At 71.7% G+C, this 22,142-nt stretch carries 18 protein-coding genes; 8 read left to right on the top strand and 10 right to left on the bottom strand.

Annotated features, from left to right (window positions below):
• Positions 1-9 precede the first annotated feature (9 nt).
• From AB0B55_RS01265 to AB0B55_RS01275, 3 genes are all read left to right on the top strand, one after another.
• On the top strand, positions 10-1,209 hold the full coding sequence (locus tag AB0B55_RS01265; RefSeq protein ID WP_357133032.1) for a low temperature requirement protein A: 1,200 nt from the start codon (positions 10-12) through the stop codon (positions 1,207-1,209).
• A gap of 155 nt (positions 1,210-1,364) precedes the next feature.
• On the top strand, positions 1,365-2,270 hold the full coding sequence (locus tag AB0B55_RS01270) for an acetyltransferase (protein ID WP_357133034.1): 906 nt from the start codon (positions 1,365-1,367) through the stop codon (positions 2,268-2,270).
• A gap of 78 nt (positions 2,271-2,348) precedes the next feature.
• A complete protein-coding gene (locus AB0B55_RS01275; protein WP_357133036.1) occupies positions 2,349-3,326 on the top strand; it encodes an alpha/beta hydrolase in 978 nt (325 codons plus the stop codon).
• Positions 3,327-3,387: 61 nt separating this feature from the next.
• Here AB0B55_RS01275 and AB0B55_RS01280 read toward each other — a convergent pair whose 3' ends face one another.
• Entirely contained in the window at positions 3,388-4,491 is a 1,104-nt protein-coding gene (locus tag AB0B55_RS01280; RefSeq protein WP_357133038.1) for an aldo/keto reductase, read from the bottom strand.
• Between the two features lie 109 nt (positions 4,492-4,600).
• On the opposite strand from AB0B55_RS01280, the gene AB0B55_RS01285 reads away from it, so the two are divergent.
• Both AB0B55_RS01285 and AB0B55_RS01290 read left to right on the top strand, forming a co-directional pair.
• The gene (locus AB0B55_RS01285) at positions 4,601-5,230 is read left to right on the top strand and encodes a TetR/AcrR family transcriptional regulator (RefSeq protein WP_357133040.1); all 630 of its coding nucleotides are present in this window, start codon (positions 4,601-4,603) and stop codon (positions 5,228-5,230) included.
• Positions 5,227-5,961, top strand: coding sequence for an alpha/beta hydrolase (locus tag AB0B55_RS01290; protein WP_357133041.1), 735 nt, complete (start codon positions 5,227-5,229; stop codon positions 5,959-5,961). The genes AB0B55_RS01285 and AB0B55_RS01290 overlap by 4 nt, the downstream gene beginning before the upstream one ends.
• Before the next feature lie 22 nt (positions 5,962-5,983).
• On the opposite strand, the gene AB0B55_RS01295 is transcribed toward AB0B55_RS01290, so the two are convergent.
• The 3 genes from AB0B55_RS01295 to AB0B55_RS01305 form a co-directional block, all read right to left on the bottom strand.
• Positions 5,984-6,583 (bottom strand): DUF305 domain-containing protein, encoded by a 600-nt coding sequence (locus AB0B55_RS01295; protein ID WP_357133042.1) that lies wholly within the window; start codon positions 6,581-6,583, stop codon positions 5,984-5,986.
• Positions 6,584-6,663: 80 nt separating this feature from the next.
• Complete coding sequence (locus AB0B55_RS01300) at positions 6,664-7,551, bottom strand: DUF1996 domain-containing protein (RefSeq protein WP_357133044.1); 888 nt, start codon at positions 7,549-7,551, stop codon at positions 6,664-6,666.
• Positions 7,552-7,843: 292 nt separating this feature from the next.
• On the bottom strand, positions 7,844-8,605 hold the full coding sequence (locus AB0B55_RS01305) for an SDR family NAD(P)-dependent oxidoreductase (protein WP_357169310.1): 762 nt from the start codon (positions 8,603-8,605) through the stop codon (positions 7,844-7,846).
• Between the two features lie 189 nt (positions 8,606-8,794).
• On the opposite strand from AB0B55_RS01305, the gene AB0B55_RS01310 reads away from it, so the two are divergent.
• Positions 8,795-9,679, top strand: coding sequence for a helix-turn-helix transcriptional regulator (locus AB0B55_RS01310; protein WP_357169313.1), 885 nt, complete (start codon positions 8,795-8,797; stop codon positions 9,677-9,679).
• A 9-nt stretch (positions 9,680-9,688) separates the two neighbouring features.
• On the opposite strand, the gene AB0B55_RS01315 is transcribed toward AB0B55_RS01310, so the two are convergent.
• Positions 9,689-11,572 (bottom strand): Xaa-Pro dipeptidyl-peptidase, encoded by a 1,884-nt coding sequence (locus AB0B55_RS01315; RefSeq protein ID WP_357169316.1) that lies wholly within the window; start codon positions 11,570-11,572, stop codon positions 9,689-9,691.
• Between the two features lie 322 nt (positions 11,573-11,894).
• Here AB0B55_RS01315 and AB0B55_RS01320 point away from each other — a divergent pair, with 322 nt between their 5' ends.
• Positions 11,895-15,239, top strand: coding sequence for a S8 family peptidase (locus AB0B55_RS01320; RefSeq protein WP_357169319.1), 3,345 nt, complete (start codon positions 11,895-11,897; stop codon positions 15,237-15,239).
• Positions 15,240-15,288: 49 nt separating this feature from the next.
• Here the strand turns inward: AB0B55_RS01320 and AB0B55_RS01325 are convergent, their stop codons facing one another.
• Together AB0B55_RS01325 and AB0B55_RS01330 are read right to left on the bottom strand one after the other, a co-directional pair.
• Complete coding sequence (locus tag AB0B55_RS01325) at positions 15,289-15,774, bottom strand: DUF2231 domain-containing protein (protein ID WP_357133054.1); 486 nt, start codon at positions 15,772-15,774, stop codon at positions 15,289-15,291.
• A 100-nt stretch (positions 15,775-15,874) separates the two neighbouring features.
• Entirely contained in the window at positions 15,875-16,888 is a 1,014-nt protein-coding gene (locus AB0B55_RS01330; RefSeq protein WP_357133056.1) for an SEC-C domain-containing protein, read from the bottom strand.
• Positions 16,889-17,005: 117 nt separating this feature from the next.
• Between AB0B55_RS01330 and AB0B55_RS01335 the strand changes: the two genes are divergently transcribed.
• Positions 17,006-19,075 (top strand): phosphocholine-specific phospholipase C, encoded by a 2,070-nt coding sequence (locus AB0B55_RS01335; protein ID WP_357169322.1) that lies wholly within the window; start codon positions 17,006-17,008, stop codon positions 19,073-19,075.
• A gap of 307 nt (positions 19,076-19,382) precedes the next feature.
• On the opposite strand, the gene AB0B55_RS01340 is transcribed toward AB0B55_RS01335, so the two are convergent.
• The 3 genes from AB0B55_RS01340 to AB0B55_RS01350 form a co-directional block, all read right to left on the bottom strand.
• Entirely contained in the window at positions 19,383-20,618 is a 1,236-nt protein-coding gene (locus tag AB0B55_RS01340; protein WP_357169325.1) for a hypothetical protein, read from the bottom strand.
• A 46-nt stretch (positions 20,619-20,664) separates the two neighbouring features.
• On the bottom strand, positions 20,665-21,501 hold the full coding sequence (locus tag AB0B55_RS01345) for an aldo/keto reductase (RefSeq protein ID WP_357133062.1): 837 nt from the start codon (positions 21,499-21,501) through the stop codon (positions 20,665-20,667).
• 66 nt (positions 21,502-21,567) lie between these two features.
• Positions 21,568-22,062 (bottom strand): DUF2231 domain-containing protein, encoded by a 495-nt coding sequence (locus tag AB0B55_RS01350; protein WP_357133064.1) that lies wholly within the window; start codon positions 22,060-22,062, stop codon positions 21,568-21,570.
• Positions 22,063-22,142 lie beyond the last annotated feature (80 nt).

Genomic DNA, 22,142 nt, shown 5'->3' on the forward strand with positions numbered 1-22,142 from the left:
GGTGCGGCCATGCTGACGCGCACCTGGATGCGCGGGCTGGCCGACAGCACGAGCCCGCGTTCGGCGACCGTCCTGGAGCTGTTGTTCGACATCGTCTACGTCTTCGCGCTCGCCCGCCTCGCCGGGCGGGTCGCGGACGACCTGACCATCGTCCGGCACACCCTGCTGTCCGAGGCGGGGCAGACGCTGCTGTTCTTCACGGCCATGTGGATGATCTGGTCGCTGAACGCGCTGGTGGCCAGCACCTACGACCCGCGCCGGGTGGACCTGCAGGTCCTCCTGCTCGCCACCATGTTCGGCACGCTGGTGCTGGCGGTCTCGCTGCCGCAGGCGTTCGGTCAGCGAGGCATGATCTTCGCCTGCACGTACGTCGTCATCCAGCTCGGCAGGCCGCTCTACCTGGTGTTCGCCCTCCGGGGTCATCCGGCGCAGATGTTCTCGTACCGGGTGCTGACCTGGCACGCGGTCTCCGGCGCGCTCTGGATCGGTGGCGGCCTCGACGGCGGCCTCGGTCGCGGTGTCTTCTGGACGCTCGCGCTCGGCATCGAACTGGTCGGTGCGGCCTTCAACTGGCCCGTGCCGCGCATCGGCCGCGCGCCGATCGCCAGCCTGGTCTCGGTGTCCGAGGTGCACCTCGCGGAGCGGTACAACCAGTTCTTCATGATCGCGCTGGCCGAGGTGGTGCTCGAAGCCGGCGCCGCCGTCAGCTTCCCGGGCTTCTCGACCGAGCGGACCATCGTCCTGGTGTCCGCGTTCGTCGCCACGGTCTCGTTCTGGCGGATCTACTTCTACCACGTGGGGCCGGGCCAGCAGGCCAGCGGCAGCGCCGGCGGGGAAGGGCTCCAACTGTCGCGACTGGCGAGCTACAGCCTGCTGTTCATCGTCGGTGGCATCATCTGCACCGCCGTCGGTTTCGGGCAGGTCATCGAGGATCCGCATCCGCCCATCGACTGGGCGCTGGTGGCCATCATCTTCGGTGGTCCGGTGCTGTTCCTGATCGGCCGCAGCTTCCTGGAGCGCCGGTACCAGTCCGCGCCGCGCTGCCAGATGTTGTTTGTCGGCGCTGCGGTGCTGGCGGTGGCGGCCCTGCCCAGCGTCCTGCTCCCGCCGGTCGCCGTGACCGGCCTGGCGGCGCTGATCCTGGCCGGGATCGCCGTCGCCGACGGGCACGCCCACCGACGCGGCGCGCAGACCAATCCGACGCTGTGAGCCGGGGTGTTGAACGCCGACGGCGCCTCCCGTATGGTGGCGGCACGCCGTCGAGCCGAGAGGAGGTCAGAACAATGTCCGATGTTCTGCGCCCCCTCCGCGCACCGGCGTCCGCGCGGATCTGACCCGGGGCGTCCGCTTTCCGGAGGTCCGCCATGACCAGTCTGCTCATCCGCCCGCTCGTCGCGGGCGAGGAGAATCTGTTCGACTCCATGACCGATCCGCTGCCCCAACTGCGGCAGATCCCGTACGCCGACGGCATCGCCGGCGGCGGCTACCGACCCGAAACCACCTGGATCGCCCTGCGCGACGGCCGGGTCGTCGGCCGGGCCGCCTGGCTCCTCCCGCCCGGGGCCGTCGGCGCCCCCTGGCTGGAGCGGTTCGACCTGGCCGCCGAGCCGGAGGTGGGGGCCGCGCTGCTGCGCGCCGCCCACGAGGCGCTGGGAGGTCCCGGTAGCTACTACGCGGCGCTGCCGGCGCACTGGCGGCGTCGACCCGAGGTGCTGGCCGTGGTCAGCGCGCCGATGGAGGCGGCCCGGCTCGCCGGCCTGGTCGAGGTGGGTGAGCGGCTGCGCTGCTCGTGGACGGGCACGCCGCTGCCGGCGACCTCCGGCCGCTACACCTTCCGGCCACCCGTCGACGTGGCGGAGATCAACGCCCTGGTCGCCCGGATCGCCGAGCCCGACGTCCTGACCGGCAGGGAGATCGCGAGTGCCGTCGCCGGAGTTGACCTGGCCACCGATCCGGTGGCCTGGCTGGGGGAGTCGCCCGACGACTGGCGGGTCGGCGTGGCGGACGGGCGGCCGGTGGGGCTGGTCGGCACGGCCGGCGACGCCTGCTATCCACTCCTGGCGTACCTCGGCCTGTTCGACGACGCGGCGCGCGGTGAGCTGCTGACCGAGGCGGTCCGGGTGCTCGCCGCCGGTGGCGCGCGGGAGGTGATCGCCGACGTGGACGCCCACCGCGTCGCGGTGCTCGCGGAGCTGGAACGCACCGGATTCCGGCAGCTCCGCGCCCGGGTGCTGTTCGAACCGCCTGCCTCGCCAGGCGGGACGGCGTAGTCCCTGCAGGGTGCGCCCCGGGTCACCGGGGCGCGCCCCCGCGGCCGTGCCGACGTCACCTCCTGTCAGGATCTGCCCATGCCGGAGTTCCTCACCCTCGTCGTCGGCGCGACGGCGCTGGTCGCGGCGGCGGTCGCCGGGCTGTACCTCTGGCCGCTGGGGCACCGGAAGCTGCGGCTCGCACCGGCGTCACCGCTCGACTTCGATGCCGCCACCGCTGCCGCGCAGAGCACCACGGCGGCAGAGGCCACGGATCCGCAGGTACGGCCGGAGTCGCGCAGCCGTCTGCTGAGCCACGGCTCGCGTACCGCGCGGGCCGTCCTGCTGCTGCACGGCTACACCATGGCGCCGGAGCAGTACGACGCCCTGGCCGAGGTGTTCTTCGCCCGGGGCTACAACGTGTGGATACCGCGCGCCCCGCACCACGGCACCGTCGACCGGCGGGCCCACCACCGGGTCGGGGCCGGCGAGCTGACTGCGTACGCCCAGCAGGCCGTGACGGTCGCGGCGGGCCTGGGGGACGAGGTGGGCGTGGTCGGCATCTCCGGTGGCGCGGTGCTGGCCACCTGGCTGGCCCAGACCCGGGGAGACGTCGTACGGCGGCTGTTGGTGCTGTCGCCGTTCTTCGGCCCCCGGCAGGCCCCGGCGTTCGCGGTCCGGCCCCTCATCACGCTGTACGGGCGGCGCGTCCTGCGCGACCGGGTCACCGCGCGCGGCTACTCGCTGGCGGCGGTCACACGGTACCTGACGATCGTGCGGTCCCTGCCGCGTACGGCGCGACGGACCGGCCTCGTGAGCGCGGCCGTGGCGATCAGCCCGCTCGACACGGTGGTGGATCCCGCCGCGGCAGTGCGGGTGCCCCGCCGGATCGCCCGGGCGAACGGCATCGACCTGCGGGTGTACGCCCTGCCCGAGTCGCTGGGGGTTCGCCACAACACCCTCGACCTGACCGCGCTCGACGACCGGGCCGCCGACGTGTTGCGGCGCTACGTCGACCTCTACGAGGGCTCTTCGGCGTCGACGACCTCAGCCGCCGTGGGCGGCCAAGGGTTGTGACCCACGCTGGGGTGCGGCGGTGCGCCGCGCGCAAGCAGCGGCACACCGCCTCGACGCGTGGCTACCGCGCGGTGTCGGCAGCGGCGTTGACGACCTGCGGGGCGTAGCCGGCCGGCTTGTCGCCGATGGAGAGACCCGGACTCACCACCCAGGACTGGTACTGCGGGGTGAACATGCCGTACGGCAGCCCGAGGTTCGGGGCGCTGGCCTCGTCGAGCCGGCGACGGGCGTCGGCCGGGATCTCGAAGTCGAGCGCCTCGAAGTTGCTGGCGACCTGCGCGGCGCTGCTCGCGCCGATGATCACCGAGGCGACGGCGGGCTGGGTGGCGACCCAGTTGATCGCGACCTGTGCCATGCTGCGGCCCAGATCGGCGGACACGCTCTCCAGCGCGTCGATGACCTGCCAGTCGCCGGGGCTGATCTCCCGACCCCCGGCGTTGGGAGTGGTCAACCGGCCAGACCCGCTCAGGCCCTCGCCGCTGCGCCGGTACTTGCCGGTGAGCAGGCCGCCGGCGATCGGGCTCCACGCGGTCAGCCCCATGCCCACGGTCTGCGCCATCGACACGAACTCCGCCTCGACGCCGCGGTTGACCAGGGAGTACGGCAGTTGCAGATTGATCAGCGGGGCCAGGCCGTGCGCCTCGGCGTAGCTCTGCGCGCGGGCCGCGTACCAGGCCGGTACGTCGGAGAGGCCGGCGTACCGGATCTTGCCGGAGCGCACCAGGTCGTCGAGGGTGTGCACGACCTCCTCGACCGGGGTGATCCGGTCCCAGGTGTGCAGCAGGTACAGGTCGATGTAGTCGGTGGCGAGTCGGCCCAGGGACGCCTCGACGGCCCGGATGATGTGCTTGCGGCCGTTGCCGCTCGCGTTCGGGTCGCCCGGGTCGATGGTGTTGGTGAACTTGCTGGTGAGTACGAGTCGATCGCGGACACCGGCCCGGTCGATCAGGCGGCCGAGGATCTTCTCGCTCTCCCCGGCGGTGTAGAAGTCCGCCGTGTCGACGAAATTGCCGCCCGATTCGAGATACTGGCGGAAGATCGGCTCGGACTCCTCCTCGGTCTTGCCGTACGCGGCGTGGAAGCCGTCGACACCGAAGTTCATCGTGCCCAGCGCGAGTCGGCTCACCCGCAGGCCGGACCGTCCGAGCAGGTAGTACTGGTTCATCGTCGCGTCCTCCCGGTCGCTGTGCGGTCCTCGGAGCGGGCCGCGCGTTCACGACCTTGGCTCGCCAGAAATGGACCTGCAAGTCCAAAACCCGAGCTAGGGTGAGGCCATGACTCGCGCGTTGACCCGCAAGGGCGAGGCGACCCGGGCGCGGATCGTCGCCGGCGCCGCCGCCGAGATCCGTGAGCGCGGCGTCGACGAGGTACGCCTGGAAGATGTGATGGCCCACACCGGCACCAGCAAGGGTCAGCTCTTCCACTACTTTCCGGACGGCAAGGAGGAGTTGCTGCTCGCGGTGGCCCAGCACGAGGCCGACCAGGTGCTCACCGACCAGGAGCCGATGCTCAGCAATCTGACCTCCTGGCCGGCCTGGCAGGCGTGGCGGGACCGGCTCGTCGAGCGCTACCTCGCGCAGGGCGTGAAGTGCCCGCTCAACGGGCTGCTCGGCCAGACGGGTCGGCGCGCGCCGGGCGCGCAGGCGATCGTGACCGGGCTCATGTGGCGCTGGCAGGACAAGATCACCGAGGGCATCCGGCACATGCAGTCGACCGGAGACATCGCTGCCGAGGTGGACGCCCACCGAACGGCGGCGGCGCTGCTGGCCGGCATCCAGGGCGGCGTCCTGCTGCTGATCAACACCGGAGAGGTCGACCACCTGGAGGCCGCCCTGGACCTCACGCTCGACTCGCTGCGGGCCGGCCGCAGCGGCAACCCGAACCTGGAAGAGGCACCGCAGTGACCGACGACAACCGACCGCCATTGGTCCTGATCCACGGCCTGACCTACGACAAGAGGCAGTGGGACCCGGTGCGGCGCGAGCTGGCGGCGATCGACCCGGACCGGCGGATCCTCGCCCTCGACCTGCCCGGTCACGGCGACGCGCCCCGGCGGGACTCCTACCGGATGTCCGAGGTCGCCGAGGTCGTGCACGCCCGGGTGACCGAGGCGGGTCTCGGCACGCCGATCGTGGTGGGGCACTCGGTGGGCGCGGTCGTCGCCACGACCTACGCGGCGCACTATCCGGTGCGGGGCGTGGTCAACCTGGACCAGATCCTGCTGCCCGGCCCGTTCGGCGCCGCCGTACGCGAGGCCGAGCCGACGCTGCGCGGCCCGCAGTGGCGGCAGGTGTGGGATCGCATGCTGGCCGGTATGGGCATCGAGTCGTTGCCGGCCGAGGCGCGGGCGATCGTCACCACCGCGACCGACCCCCGGCCGGATCTGCTGCTGGGGTACTGGGGCGAGATCCTGCACTCCTCCGACGAGGACATCGCCGCCGCGCGCTCCGGTGACCTGCGGTCGATCGCGGAGCGGGGAGTTCCCTACCGCTGGGTGACCTCGTCCGAGCCGCCGGCTCGTTACCTCGCCTGGCTGACGGGAGTCCTGCCGGAGGTCGAGGTCACCGTGCTGTCCGGCAGCCACTTCCCGCACCTGGCGGAACCGGCGACGATCGCCCGGCTGCTGGTGAGCTGAACGCGGCGGCGGGCCCGAACCGTCAGGTCGGCCGGGGCGTTCCCGGTGGTCGGTCGAGCTGGTCGAGACGGGCGAGATCGCCGTCACCGGCTCGGATCACGGCTGCGGCCAGCGCCGTGGTGTCCGGGTGGACGCCGGCCCGCTGCTCGGCAGCGGCGATCTTGACCGTCTGCGCGAGGTGCGCCCGCAGATGCGTGGCGAGCAGCCGCTGGAAGGCCTTCCCGGTGGCCGACCGGAGCGCGGCCAGCTCGTCGGCGGTGATCATGCCGGGCATGTCGTGACCCTCGTGCGGGTTGGTCGTCGGCGCTCCGGCCTCGCCGAGCAGGTCACGGGAGCGGGCCAGGTCGGCCCGGTTGCCCGCCTGGACCCGCGCGGCCAGCCCGCGCCAGGTCGGGTCGGTGGTGTGGGTGGGCACCAGGTCCAGCACCGGGAGCAACCGTTGCGTCATCGCCGCCGTGAGTTGCAGCCAGGCGATGTCGGTGGGGCTGAACGCGCCGGTCGACGGGGCGGCGACGGCCGGCGTGGAGAGCGGTGGTGCCGCCTCGTCCGTGCTGCTCGACGGTCCACCGGCGCAGCCGGCGGCGAGTACCGCTGTCATGAGCAACGCGACCTGCACGCGCATGCCTCCTCCTTCCGCCGCGGCCTCCCGAGGAGCGGGGGACGACCCGGCAGGACCGGGCCGTCCCCGTCGGGTACGACGATTCAGATCGGTCGGCCGTCGTGTCCACACTTGATGACCGGACGGATGCAGTCCTGGACCCGGCGGGCCATTTCCGCGGTCGGCCAGGCGTTGAAGAAGTCGCCGTGCATGGTGTAGCCCGGCCCGGAGGCGAGCCGGAAGTGCGACGGGTCGCCGTTGACCGGGTACCGCAGCACCTGCCGCAGCTTCGGCACGTGCACCGGGTGGGTGCTCGGGCAGGCCTGGTTCACCGGGTACGCCAGGTGGCTCTTGTGGTCCGCGGAGTCCAGGTCGCGGCCGTTCCAGCACTGCGGGAAGTCCAGGTACGACTCCAGCATTGTGCCGGCCGGGCAGTTGACGAAGTCCTTGGACGGTGGCACCTGACCGGCGTGCAGGCAGGACCAGCGGGCGATGCTGTCGTTCGGGCCGGTGGCCTTCGCGTTGCCGGCGACGAGCCGCAAGCCCTGCGGGATCGGTTGGGTGTTGGCGACGACGTCGGAGCGCACCCCCTCACCGAGGTAGTAGAACGTGGCGATGGCCGGTTCCACCGCGACGTTGTCGCGGTAGAGGGTCGGCACCCAGTACGACGAGACGTCCACCGCCGGGTCGCAGGTGGTGGTGGACTTCACCAGGTCGGGCAGGGTGGTGGTGGCGTTCGTCGCCGTGCTGCCGAAGAAGCTGTGCATGTGCGAGGCCCCTGGCAGTCCGGGGAAGACGATCGGGTCGTCCGGCAGCCGGTGACTGTACGTGCAGTCGGCGGGGAACTCGGCGACCCGGATGACGTTGGCGACCGGGGCGGCGTCGGCCCGGTCGGTGGTCGAGACCAGGTACGTGCCGAGGAGGGTCAGCAGGGCGCCGATCGCCACGGTGAGGCGTAGCCGGCGGGGGACGTGGGGTGCGGCCCTGTCCATCTGGTAACTCCTGTCGGGGGACGGGTCAGGGGCAACTCCGATGCCGCCGCCGAAGACAGCGGAGTGTGCCCTGGCCAGACTGGTGGTGGCCCGGTGGGCCGGTGCGAGAGAGCGCTCTCAGCAGTCCAAGCCTCACCCTGATGTCGAAAGTTGTCAATACGTCCCGCAGTTGCTGGAAAAATGACGACGACAGCACACCGGCCGGGCCGGTGGTGAGGGCCCGGCCGGCTGCCGCGCGGTGAACTATCTTCCTAGGATGCCCTAGTGGGTGTGCCCGCCGCCCCGGACGGTGTCAGCGTTCGCGACCGGGAAGCATCGCCAGGGCCTTCGAGCGCTGCGCGACGAGGTCGGCGTAGGTGCCGTCGCGCTCGGCCCAACGGTGCATGTGCACGCCCTTGACGAGGATTTCGCTCGGGGTGGGGTTCGCCGAGAGCAGCTGCATGACCTCGGTGGCGAAGTCGTCGAGCGGCAGCGCGCGCGGGTTCACCTTCTCCTGACCGGCTGTCGCGACGGCCGGGGGGACGAGTTCGACGACGTCGACACCGGTGCCGTCGAGTTGCGCGCGCAGTGCCTCGGAGTAGGCGTGCACCCCGGCCTTCGAGGCGGCGTAGCTGGGCATGGGCGGGAACGGCAGGAAGGCGATGCCGGAGGTGACGGTGATGAAGGTGCCCGCACCCCGACCGACCAGATGCGGCGTGAAGGCGTCGATGACCCGGATGGTGCCGACCAGGTTGGTGTCGATCGTCGTCTGCGCCGCCGCGAAGTGCGCAGGGTCGCGAAGGTCTTCCAGGAGCATGGCACCCGACATCGTCACCACCGTGTCCAGCTCGGGGTAGCGGGCGAGCACGGCGTCCCGGGCGGATGCGACAGAGGCGCCGTCGGTGACGTCGATGCCGAACGTGCCGAAACCTTCCGCGGCGAGGTCCGCGAGGGCCTCTGGGTTGCGACCGCCAACGGCCACGGTGCTGCCCGCCGCGGCGAACCGCCGGGCCAACTCCCGCCCGATACCCGAGGTGCCGCCGACCATGAGAACTGTGCGGTTGGAGAGATCCACGAGATCTTCCCTTCGATCCAGAGGGCGCCGACGCGGAAACTCGCGGGCGCAGACGGTGCTGCTCGCTGTCCTTGCCGAACAGGGCGATCACCAGTCTTGACCGAGCCCGGCGGGGGTGGCAGGGCCCCGGTTTTCCCAGGTCCCACCAGGGCCCCTCTGCGGCACCCGCGCCGCACTACCGTGGTGACCATGAGGGAAGAGGAGTCGGGCGGCGGCCACCGGCTGGGCAGCTACCTGCGGGCCCGCCGCGAACTGGTCTCACCGTCGCAGGTAGGGCTCCCGAGCGGCGGCCGGCGCCGCGTACCCGGCCTACGCCGCGAGGAAGTCGCCCTGCTCGCCGGGATCAGCCCCGACTACTACCTGCGGCTGGAACGGGGCCGGGACAGGAACCCCTCACCGCAGGTCCTCGAATCGCTCTCGCGCGTCCTGCAGCTCGATGACATCGAGCGGATGTACCTGCTCGACCTCGCGGCGGCGCGCCCCCGGGCGCCGCGCCGCAAGCGGTCCGAGCAGGTACCGGCGCGCGTGTACGAGCTGCTTGCCCACCTTCAGGTCCCCGCGTTCGTCGAAGGACGCGCCTTCGACGTGCTGGCCTCCAACCCGATGGCCGTGGCGTTCTCCCCGCGCCTGCGGCCCGGTGAGAACCGGTTGCGGTCGCTCCTGCTCGATCCCGAGGAACGAGCCTTCCACCAGGACTGGACGAAGGCCACCGCCAACTTCATCGCCACCCTCCGCACCACCATCGGGGACGACATCGACAACCCCCGGTTCGTCGAGCTGGTGGGCGAACTCGCGCTGTCCAGTCAGCGGTTCCGCACCCTGTGGGCCCGCCACGACGTCCGCAATCTCGACGGAGGCACGACGACGGTGCACCACCCCGTCGTCGGTGACCTACGCCTGCACCGGGACAAGCTCCCCATCGAGGACGTCATCCTCGTCGTCTACTACCCCGACAAGGACAGCGACAGCGACGAGAAGCTGCGACTCCTCGCCGCACTCGCCCACACCGGGAGCGCCGACGACCAGACACGGGTGGGGCGGCCCGACGCGTCGTCGGACCGCCCCACCCGTTGACGGAGTCGATCAGAAACCGAGTACGCCCCGCCCGCCCACCACGGGCAGCCGCAGCTCGCTGTCGTTCGGGGCGACCCGCAGCTCGGTGCCGCCCAACGGCAACAGCGTGTACTCCTGATCGCTGGAGAAGACGACCACGCCGATGCGGTGGCCCGCCGGGAAGACGTAGTCCTTCGGCTCCATGGTCCACCGGTAGTCGTACAGCTTGCCCTGCTTGACCGGCGCGGTGCGCGCGGCGCTGACGCGGTTCTGCGGGTCCATCCAGCCGCGCGTCACCACGACGGGCGTGGCGGTCGACCCGGCCGGGCCGTAGTCGACCAGGTAGGCCGTCAGGTTGGCGTCCGGCTTGTTGTCGATCGCCATCCGCAGCCGCATCTCGGGGCGGCCGGAGATGCGCACGCTCTGCGCGAGCGCGGGGGAGCGGTAGGCGAGTCGGTTGGCGCTGGCCGTGTCCGGGTCGGCGACCAGGGTGTCCGGGTGGATCGTCCGTCCCTCGTCGACGAAGCTCTGCTCGATGCGGGCCTTCGGCGGCTTGGCCGTGGTGAGCGTGCCCGGGGCGGTGGCGTCGGTGGCGGCGAACCGCAGCCCGACCTCACGTGCGGCCGGGTCGGGCCAGTTGGCGTACGTGGTGTACGCCCGGTCCTCGCGCTGGAGCACCGCCGTCGGCTCGTCCATGATGCCGTTGCGCACGTTCCACAGCCAGAAGTCGAACCAGCGGTTCTCGGTCTGCTTGTACGTCCAGGTCTGCCCGCTGGGCAGGGTCACCGAGGCGCTGCTGCCCGGCCCGCCGTGCCCGCCCTGGTGCAGCCAGATCTTGCGCGGCACGTGGCGCTTGGCCAGCTCGTCCCACCAGCCGGCGAAGTGCTCGGTCTTGACGTTCCAGTCGTTGAGGCCGTGCACGACGAAGACGCTGGCCTGGACGTTGCGGGCGTCGAGGTAGTCGCGGTCGCGCCAGAACTTCGAGTAGTCGCCGGTGACCCGGTCCTGCTCCTCGGTGATCTGCGCGAGCTCGTCGGCGCACTGCCCCTCGGCGCGTGCCTGCCCGGCCGTGTACTGGGCCAGGATGTCGAGGTCCTCGCCCTGGAACGTGCCGGGCGCGACCACCAGACCGTTCGCCCGGTAGTAGTCGTACCAGCTGCTGATCGCCGAGACCGGCACGATGGTCTTCAGGCCCTTGACCCCGGTGGTGGCCACCTGGTTGGGCAACGTCCCGTTGTAGGAGACGCCGGTCATGCCGACCGCGCCGGTGGTCCAGCCGGCGGTGACCGGGGCGCCGTTGGCGTCGTACCCCTTGGCCCGCCCGTTGAGCCAGTCGATGACGGCCTTGGTGCCGAGCGTCTCGGCCTGGTCACCGCTGGTCGGGCAGCCGTCCGAGTCACCGGTGCCGACGCTCTGGCCGAGCACCACCGCGTACCCGCGCGGCACGTAGTAGTCGTCCAGCGAGCCGGGCAGGTTGGCCTTGGCCTGGGCGCGCTGCGTGCCGGCGTCGAGCGCACGCCGGCCGGAGCGGTCGGTCAGGCCGTTCTGCGGCAGGTCGTCGACGAGCACGCTCGGGTACGGCACATCGCCCCAGGTGCCCTTGCGGTAGGGGCTGTGCTCGAAGATGACCGGCACCTTGAAGCCCTCGGTGGCGGTCTCCCGCGGCCGGGAGATGTCGATCGCCACCCGGTCGGGACGACCGTCGTGGTCGGTGTCCACCGGGGTCTGGACGTACACCCGCTCCTCGATGGCGTCGGCGAGCGAGAACACCGGTTGGGTCATGCCGTCGGCCACGACGATGCCGGTGGGCGCGGACGCCGTGGGGCGGGCGGCTGCGGGTGTCGGTGTCGCGCTCAGGACCAGTGCGCCGGACACGCCGACGCTCAGAAGTGCCAGATGACGGGGTCGACGCACGCGCGTCTCCCTTCGGTCGGGCTGGTTGCCGGGTCTCGGCAGGGGCCAGTCGCGAAGATCCATTCGTCGCCATGCTAGGTGCGGGTGGACGTCGGCGTCGATCCCTTCGGGTGGCCGACTCCGGCCGTTCTCCCGATCGGGGTCGGCGGCGGTAACCGAATCGACATCGAACCAGGTGGGCCGTCGACACATGACAGGCAACGTTGTCTCGGTGGACGAAAAAACCGTCTTCGCGACCTCCCGAAGATCCGTCGCGCAGCCCTATGATCTTGCGGGAAGTCGTCCGAAGAGGCGCTTTCGTCCACATTAGACGAGGAGCAAAATGCTCAGGAGAACCCGGTTGCTGATGGCGGTCGCCGTCTCAGCCACGACGCTGACCGCCCTACCGGGCGGCTCGGCCACAGCCGGCGGCATCGAACGGTCCGGCGCACCCGCCGCCTCGACCGACGGCAAGACGCACACCGTCACCCTGCTGACCGGCGACGTGGTGACCGTCCTCAGCACCGGCTCGGGCTGCCCGCAGGTCACGATCCGGCCGGTCGACGAGAACGCGGTGATCGACCAGAGCTGCGGCCCCGACGGGCACCTGCACGTCGTCCCCGCCCGCGTCGCGTCCCAGATCGGCTCGGTCCTCGACCCCGACCTGTTCGACGTCACCGCCCTGATCGCCGACGGGTACGACGACGAGAGCACCACCCAGCTGCCGGTCATCGTGCAGCCCGCCACCGCCTCCGCCCGGGTGGCCGCGCTCGCCGACGTGCAGACGCTCTCCAGCATCGGCGCCGTGGCCGGCCACGTACCCAAGAAGAGCCCGGCCACCGCGAAGCTCGCCACCAACTCGCTGCTGGCCGGCGCGAAGAAGGTCTGGTTGGACCGCAAGGTCCGCGCCACCGCCCTGCCCGCCGCCGCGAAGCCCGCCGGCCTGGACCGCAACCTGACCCAGATCGACGCGCCCGACGCCTGGAAGGCCGGCTACACCGGCAAGGGCGCCCGGGTCGCGGTGCTCGACACCGGCGCCGACTTCAGCCACCCGGACCTGGCCGGGCGGGTCGTCGAGCGGGCCGACTTCACCGCCGAGGGCGGTGACGCCGTCGACCACAACGGCCACGGTACGCACGTCGCCTCGACCATCGCCGGCACCGGCGCGGCCTCTCACGGTCAGCGTCGTGGCGTCGCACCGGACGCCCAGCTCGTGATCGGCAAGGTGCTCGACGACCACGGCTCCGGCGAGGACTCCGGCATCATCCTCGGCATGGAGTGGGCGGCCACCCGGGCCGACGTCATCAACATGAGCCTCGGCGGCAGCCAGGCCGACGACGGCAGCGACCCGCTCTCGCTCGCCGTCGACGCCCTGAGCCGGCAGACCGGCACGCTGTTCGTCATCGCGGCCGGCAACAGCGGCGCGCAGATCTCCTCGCCCGGGTCGGCCACCACCGCGCTCACCGTCGGGGCCGTCGACCGCGACGACAAGCTCGCCGACTTCTCCAGCCGGGGACCGCTGATCAACAACCACGCGGCCAAGCCGGAGCTGGTCGCGCCGGGCGTCGACATCGTCGCGGCCCGTGCCGCCGGCACCAACCTGCAGGACCCGATCGACAGGTACTACGAGTCGCTCAGCGGCACCTCGATGGCGACGCCGCACGTCGCCGGCGCCGCCGCGCTGCTCGCCCAGCGGCACCCCGACTGGACCGGCGAGAAGATCAAGGCCGCCCTGGTCGGCGCGTCCGACCCGCTGACCGGCATCGACCCGTACGCCATCGGAGCCGGCCGCCTCAACGCGGCCCGTGCCCTCGGCGGCCCGAACAGCGACCAGCCGGTGATCAACCTCGGCACGTTCGCGTACCCGCAGGCCGGGACCAGCGAGACGAAGCTGAGCTGGACCGGCGGGTCCGCCCCGGCCACGACGGTCCTCGACCTCGACGTGTCGATCGTCAACCACGACGGCCAGAGCGTGCCGCGCGCCGCGGCGTCGCTGTCGACGAGCCGGGTGACCCTCAAGCGGGGCGCGACGGGGGCGGCGACGCTGCGGATCAACCGCGCGGCGCTGGCCAGCCGGCCGGGCCTCTACCTGGCCACCGTCACCGCCCGCACCGGCCGCAACGTGGTCGCCTCCACTCCGGTGAGCTTCTACGTCGAGCAGCCCAGCTACGACCTGACGATCCACACCAAGCCGATGCCCGGCCTGCGGGAGGGCGCGGACGCCTGGATCAACCTCATGGTCGCCAACCTCACCGACCCGCTGCTGTTCTACGGCGGAGCCGGTGGCACTCCGGGGGACACGTTCACCCTGCGGGTGCCGGCCGGACGGTACTCGGTGCTCGGCGCGTCGATCGCCTACTACGTCGACAGCGACGTGCAGGAGAGCACCCTCACCGCCGCAGGTGACCTGGACATGCGCGCCGACCGGAGCGTGACCCTCGACCCGGCGCAGGCCCGGCCGGTCACGGCGACCGTCGACGGGGCGGCCACCCGGACCACCCGGACCGACCTCACCACCTTCCAGACCGCGGTGAACGGCCTGCCGTGGTGGCACCAGATCAGCGGGTTCGGTGTGGCGACGGCGATCCGCAGCGTGGCGGTCCCGAAGCCCACCATCGGATCGCGGCGCACCTGGGCGGCCGTCAACATGGACTCGCCGGCCGGTACCGCGAAGCCGTACCGCTACAACATCGTGCACGAGTACACCGCCGGCGTGCCCGCCGACCCGTCGTTCCGAGTGACCAGGGCGGAGCAGGCCCGGCTGGCCCGCATCGACGAGCGGTTCCACCAGACCGACTCACCGGAGATGTACACCACGTTCGTCCGCTTTGGTGAGACTGTCGACGGGGTGCCGGTGACCCAGACCTTCGAGGGCGTCATGCCGCCGAACCGGACGTCGTACCTGTCACCGGAGATCGTCTGGGCCGACCAGGGTGTCTACGGCGGACTGGGGGCCATGGAGGCGCCGCGCCAGTACCGGCCGGGCAGCCAGCAGTCCAAGGTCTGGGCGCGGCAGCCGCTGCACTCCGACTGGTACGACGACCCGGCCGGTGACGGCTGGAGCTGCGCCAGCCCGCCGTCGCGGACCCAGGGCAACCTGCACCTGGACATGGTGACGCTGACCGACCAGCACCAGCGCGCCGACTGCCTGCAGGGTGAGGCGATCGGGGTGAAGCGCACGCTGTCGCTGTATCGCAACGGCAAGCTGGTCGAGCAGAGCGACCGGCCGATCGCCGACTTCACGGTGCCGCAGTCGATGGCCGACTACCGGCTGACCTTCGACGTCGACACCAGCCTCATCCTGCCGATCTCCACCAAGGTCAACACGTCCTGGACGTTCCGGTCCGCCGGGCCGGTCGGGACCGGCCGCGTGCCGTTGCCGCTGCTCGCGGTCGACTACGCGCTGCCGATGGACCACGACAACCACACCGTCGGCGGTCCGGCGGAACTGACCGTCCGGCAGGCGTACGGCGTCAAGGCGCAGAAGGTGACGTCGATGCAGGTGTGGACGTCGACTGACGACGGCGTCACCTGGAAGTCGGCCCGGGTCACCGGAAGCGGTGACAACTACCGGTTCGACCTGCCGAAGGTCGCCTCCGGGCAGGCCGTCTCGCTGCGGGTGAAGGCCGCCGGCAACGGCGGTAGCGGCATCGAGCAGACCGTCATCCGGGCGTACCACGCCGGCTGACGGGTGACGTGGTGTCGGCTCGGCTACGGCCGGGCCGACACCACCGCCGTCACTGACCCTCCCAGACCGCCTTCGCGCCGGAGTCGCCGGTACGGACCACGTAGTACACGGCGACGGCGGCGGCCACCACCGACAGCACCTGCAACGCCACGGTCACCGCCCGGTTGGCGGGTACGCCCTCGACGGCGCGCGGCGGGACGAAGCGGACCAGGGCCAGCGCCACGATTCCCAGCGCGATCGTCGCGTACAGGGTCATGTCCCCGAAATCCTGGTGCGCCTCCAGCTTCGGGACGAACTCCGGCGTCACCCGGTTCGCCGAGCGCAACCGCTCGAAGAAGGCGTCCCCGGTGAGCTTCGCCAGCAGCGCGCAGATGGGCGCGCCCACCGCGAGCAGCGCCAGCACCCAGCGCGTGTGCGGCCGGATCGGCGCGACGAGCGCGTAGCCGATCGCGAGGAGCGCCAGCAGCGGCACGAACACGACCGCGGCGTGCAGCACGAGCGGGTGGGCGGGGATGCCCTGGAACTCTTCGAACATTCGGCGACTCCTCCGGCCATGGCGGATCTCGATGATCCGCGGCATGGAGGCTATCGGTACCGATCGGGCGTGCCCAGAGTCGCGTACGCGGAGCCACCACTCAGCTCCGTGAGCGCGGCAGGCAGTCCTTCTTGTACTTCAGGCCCGATCCGCACCAGCAGGCGTCGTTGCGCTCGGGTGGCCAGGGCACGCGGGCGGCGGGCCGCGCCGACACCTCGGCCGCGTAGCCGGCCCGGATCGCCGCGTCGGTCGGGTCGCCGTCGCGTCCACGGGCGAACGCGTCCAGGCCGGCCACCGTCGCCCGGTACACGCCCAGCCCGGTCCGGCCGGCGCCGGTCAGCCGTACCAACTCCTTCTCCAGTCGGGCCCGGTGCGCGTCCCAGTCCGGCCCGTACACGTCGGTCAGCTCGGGGTGGGCGGCGAGCAGCTCGTCGAACTCGTCGCGGGGCCAGAGCAGCAGATCCGACGCGCCGCCCTGGCGTTCCGAGACCTGGCGGACGAGCTGGTTCTCCAGCCGGTCGGCCAGATCGTCCTGCCGGTCGTGCGTCAGGTTGAGGTTGCGGCGTACCCGGTGGCGCTGTTGCAGCAGCAGGAACAGCACACCGGGGGCGTCCGGCGGACCGACCTCCGGGTCCGCCGTGGTGTCGCGCTCGGCGAGCAGTGTGCCGACCGCCTCGCTCAGCCACGTCTCGGCGGTCGACGACCGACCGGCCGCGTCCAGCGCCGCGCTCAGGTAGGCCGGCACGTCGGGCTGCGTGAGCAGCAACGGACGCAGCGCGGTCAGCTCGGCCATCGCCTCGTCGTCCCGGCCGCCGGCCTGGAACATCACCCGGGCCCGCAGCGCGCGGGCCACGCCCGCCCGGGGGTCGTCGACCGAGGGGTACGCCGCCAGCGCCTGATCCGCGTACCGCAGGGCCGCGTCGGTCCGGGCCCGGATCCGGGCGATCTCGGCGGCGAGCGTCAGGGCGTCCCCGGCATCGTCCGGATCCTCCAACCGGCCCTGCTCGACTGCCTCGGCGAGGTCGGCCGCGACACCGAGCGGGTCGGCCGCACCGAGCGCCGAGCGGCGCAGTTCGGCGAGGTCAGCCTTGGTGAGTACGTCTCTCGTCGGCACGATCTCACGGTACGTCGGAGGGCTCCCGTCCGGTCCAATTATGGTCATCTGCCGTCAACCCGCCCCCGATACCGTCCGGTCGCCAGTTTCTCGACCAGAGCACACAAAGGCGGAGTTATGGGCACGGTGGATCGGCGTACGTTCCTCAAGGCGATGGGAGTTCCCGCGATCGGCGCGGCGCTCCCGCTGGACCTCAGCAAGGCGCTCGCCATCCCGGCGAACAACCGGACCGGCTCGATCGAGGACGTCGAGCACGTGATCATCCTGATGCAGGAGAACCGGTCCTTCGACCACTACTTCGGCACCATGCGCGGTGTGCGTGGCTTCGGCGACCCGCATCCGGTGACCCTGCCGTCGGGCAAGGACGTGTGGCACCAGCCCGACGGCGCCGACGAGCTGCTGCCGTTCCGCCCCGAGGTGAAGGACCTCGGCCAGACCTTCCTGCCGGACCCGCCGCACGGCTGGAACGACGGGCACGCCGCCTGGAACGACGGCCGGTTCGACGGGTGGGTGCCGAACAAGGGCGTCACGTCGATGACGTACCACACCCGGCAGGACCTGCCCTACCACTACGCGCTCGCGGACGCGTTCACCGTCTGCGACAGCTACCACTGCTCGCTGATCGGGCCGACCGACCCGAACCGCTACCACATGTGGAGTGGCTGGGTCGGCAACGACGGCAAGGGCGGTGGCCCGGTCATCACCAACGCCGAGGCCGGCTACGACTGGTCGACGTACCCGGAGCGACTGGAGCGCAACGGCATCTCCTGGAAGATCTACCAGGACGTCGGCACCGGGCTCAACGCCGCCGGCTCCTGGGGTTGGACGAACGACCCGTACATCGGCAACTACGGCGACAACTCGCTGCTCTACTTCCACCAGTACCAGAACGCGCAGCCCGGCACGCCGCTGGCGGACCGCGCGAAGACCGGCACCGAGATCCGTACCCAGGGCCGCGACCCCGAGGCGCTGCTGGCCGACTTCCGGGCCGACGTCGAGGCGGGACGCCTGCCGCAGGTCTCCTGGATCACCGCGCCCGAGGCGTACACCGAGCACCCGAACTGGGAACCGGCCTACGGCTCCTGGTACGTCTCGCAGGTCATCGACATCCTCGCCTCGCACCCCGAGGTGTGGAGCAAGATGGCGCTCTTCATCACGTACGACGAGGAGGGCGGCTTCTTCGACCACGTGGTCCCGCCGACACCTCCGCAGACGCGCGAGCACGGGCAGTCGACCGTGCCGACCACCAACGAGATCTTCCCCGGCGACGCCGACCACCCGGCGGGCCCCTACGGCCTCGGCATCCGCGTACCCATGATCATCGTGTCGCCGTGGACCCGGGGCGGCTATGTCAACTCGCAGGTCTTCGACCACACCTCGCTGATCAAGTTCCTGGAGACGCGGTTCGGGCACGGCCGGCCGGACCTGGTCGAGAAGAACATCACCCCGTGGCGGCGTGCCGTCGTCGGTGACCTGACCACGGCCTTCGACTTCCGGCACCCGAACCGCTCGCGCGACGTGAAGCTGCCGGACACCGATGACTTCAAGCCCGCCGACCTGGTCCGGCACCCCGACGAAGTGCCGGTGCCGCCGGCCGAGGGGCGGCTACCCAAGCAGGAGCGCGGCGTGCGCCCGGCGCGGGCGATCCCGTACGCCCTGCACGCCGACGGACGGCGGGGCGACGGCGAGTTCCGGATCGAGTTCCGCAACACCGGCGGCGCGGGAGCGGTCTTCCAGGTCCGTCAGGCCGGCAGCACGGCCGTGCCGCGCAGCTACACGGTCGAGCCGGGCAAGCGCCTGGCCGACACCTGGCAGGTCTCCTCCGGGTACGACCTGTCGGTGCACGGACCGAACGGCTTCTTCCGTCGGTTCGCCGCCGGTCGCTCGGATCTCGACATCACGCCCGCCTTCGACGAGCGGGGCGACAAGATCGAGCTCACGCTCACCAACCGTGGGCCGAAGCGGGTCGAGGTGACCGTTCGGGACGGGTACCACTCGCGGGCGGTCACGCTGTCGCTGCGCCCCGGTCACACCGAGCGCGCCACCTGGCAGCTGGCCCGCACGCACGGCTGGTACGACCTGACGGTCGCCGTCGCGGGTGACCCCGACTTCACGTACCGCTGCGCGGGCCACATCGAGAACGGCAAGGACAGCATCAGCGACCCGGCCCTGGGCGGGCTCGTCTAGCTGGTGTCGGCGTTACCCGGGCCGTTCTCGGCCCGGGTGGCGCGCGCCGCAGCCGGCGGTGGGCGACCTGGGCGCGGTGGCCGACAGCGTCGGCGCGGTGGGCGGCTTGTGCCCGGCGGTGGGGGCCGGATGCCCGCGGTGGGGCCCGGCCCGCGGTGGGGCCCGGCCCGCGGTGGGGCCCGGGTGCCCCGGCGAGCGTGATGCCTCAGCGGCATCTTGATGCCACACAGTCATCACGCTCGGCCGGGTGCCTGCCCCCACCGAGGTCACCCACGGTAGCGATAAATCGGGTGACCTCGACGCCCCGCTACGGAGTGCGGGCGAGGTAGGCGCGCATCTCCTCCCGCGTTCCCGGGAGGCCGTAGCCGCAGACCAGCTCGGTGACGTTGCCGAAATTCTGACCGTCGATCAGCCATGGCTCGGCCGACCGGCTCAGCGTCTCCGCGAGCCGACGTTGGCGGGGTGTGAGGGCGTCCGCCGCCGTTCCTGCCGTCGCCGGGCCGTTTGGGAACGCGAGCGGGAGCGCCGCGCCCAACGCCGTCAACGACCGTTCGCCGCTGACGGTCGGCAACCGTTCGAGCAGCGCGTCGAACGCGTGGTCGGCGTGCCGCGGACCGAGCTGGCGCAGGGCGAGCGCCGCGTAACCGCCGAGATCGCCACCGAGGAACGGCACCCACTCACCCTCTGCTGGCGCGGCCGGAGCCTCGCCGGAAGCCGCCGACGCCCAGCCCACCAGCTCCGCGACGGTCACCGGGTCGGCCGCCGCGCCGAGGACCCGGGTCCGACCGATCGCGGCGGCCCAGCGGACCAGCGGGCGCGCATCGGTCAGCCGCCGGGCGTCCGGCACGGTACCGAGCAGCCCCGAGGACACCAGCATGGTGGCCACCTCGCCGGGCGTCGCCGCGACGCCCGAGGCGGCGTCGAGGGCGCGGGCCAGCGCGGACATGCTGCCGTCGGCCTCCTCGGGAAACCAGGCGAGAAGGTACGCCGCGACCAGGCGCACATCCGGATCGGAGTGACCCAGCAGGTCGCGGAACACGGGGACCCCGACGCGCACCGCGTCGTAGGCCGCCAGCGCGACGTACGCCCACAGTCGGCCCTGATCCGTCGTCGACAGTGACTCGAGGTAGAGGTACTCGACGTACTCCTTCTGGGTCTCGTCGCTGCCGGTCCACGGCGGCGGCTTGGCCGCGAGCAGCGCGCGCCCGCCCTCGGCGGCCCGGCGGTACTCGGCCACCGGGAAGCCGTCGGGTAGAACACCCTCGTCGTACCCGACGGCGAGGGCGCTCAACAGCCCGAGTACCGACGCCGGGTCCGGGGTGGCCGGATCGCTGAGCATCTCCAGCAGGAACGGCACCGCGTAGGCGCTCGCCTCGAACCGGTTGCCCTGGTGGAACACGTTGCCGTAGAGCTCACCCAGGGCCTCGTCCCGGGTGGTCGCATCGGGGGAGAGCAGGGCGCGCAGCTGGCCGGGCACGTCGTCGGCCGCCCCGTAGGCGTGGCCCAGCCGCGCCCAGTCGATGTCGTCAAGTCCGTCGAGCACGACACATGCTCTCCCGGCGCGATGACAGTTCGGCGTGGCGGGTCGGTCAGAACTCCTCGTACACCGCGGGGTCCTGATCTGACAGCCGCCCGTCGGGGCGGCCCAGCGCGGTGATGGCCTCGACCTGGTCGGTGGTGAGCGTGACGTCGAAGACGTCCAGGTTCTCGATCTGCCGCTGCGGCGACGCGGCCTTGGGCAGCGGAATCACCTGGCGGGCCACGTGCCAGGCCAGGATCGTCTGCGCGGTGCTGACGCCGTGCGCGGCCGCGATCTCGGCGATGACCGGGTGCTGTCGCAGGTCGTTGCCGTGGCCCAGCGGGCTCCACCCCTGCACCAGGATGCCCTGCTCCCGGTGGTAGTCCAGCGCTTCCTGCTGCGGGAAGTACGGGTGCACCTCGATCTGGTTGACCACCGGCGCGACGCCGGTCTCGGCCACCAGTCGGTCGATGTGCTCCGGCAGGAAGTTGGAGAGCCCGATGTGCCGCACCAGACCCCGCTCACGCGCCTCGATCAGCGCCCGCCACGCCTGCACGTACCTGTCGGCCTTCGGGTTCGGCCAGTGGATCAGGTACAGGTCGATCCGGTCGAGGCCGGTGCGGAACACGCTCTCCTCGATCGCGGCCAGCGCCGCGTCGTGGCCGTGGTGCCGCCCCGGCAGCTTCGAGGTGACGATCAGTTCGTCGCGGACGTCGCCCGCGTCCCGCGCGGCCCGACCGACCGCGCCCTCGTTCTCGTAGTTGACCGCCGAGTCGAGTAGCCGGTAGCCCGCCCGGATCGCGTGCCCGATCGCGTCGACGCCCGCCGAGCCGTTCAACTGGTACGTGCCGAGCCCGATCGCCGGCAGGGTCGTGCCGTCGGCAGCGCTCAGGTGCGGAATCGTCATGATCGGGACCCTACTCGCACGACTGGCGCGTCACCGTCGGCTGGGCAGCCCAGGCACCGGCTAATCTCAGTCGTCGTCGCCGTGCCCGGCGGACGCGGCCGGGGTGTTGCCCCAGACCGCCTTCGCCCCGGAGTCGCCCACCCGGTAGACCTGCACCAGGTTCGCGGCGGCCACGACCACGGCCAGCGCGGCGACGACCACGGTGACCTTCCCCGCGGTGCCGGTCCGGTTCTCCGCCGGCCGCGACGTGCGGCGGTGCAGCCAGACCAGCGCCACGGCGGCGACGAGCAGCGGTATCGCGAACCAGATCAACGTGTCTCCGAGCTGGGCGTGCACCCCCGGGTCACCGACCCGGTGCTCAAGGTCCTCACCGCTGGAGGAGGCGAGCGGCACAGCGAGTGTGGCCAGCGCGGCGATCACGACGACGAGCGTGCCGTACCGGCCGCGCCACGACGGTTTGACGGCCAGCGCGGCGACGCCGATCGCGGCCAGCGGCAGCAGGACCACCACGACGTGCACCACCAGGGGGTGCAGCGGCAGGCCATTGACGGTGTCAGGCACAGGATCTCCTCGGCGCTCGGGATGTCACTGCGCGGGACGTTATAGCCGAATTCTTGCGAAGTCCTTGCGGGGCCGAATTC

Source organism: Micromonospora sp. NPDC049107 (assembly GCF_040648595.1).
Taxonomy (GTDB): Bacteria; Actinomycetota; Actinomycetes; order Mycobacteriales; family Micromonosporaceae; genus Micromonospora.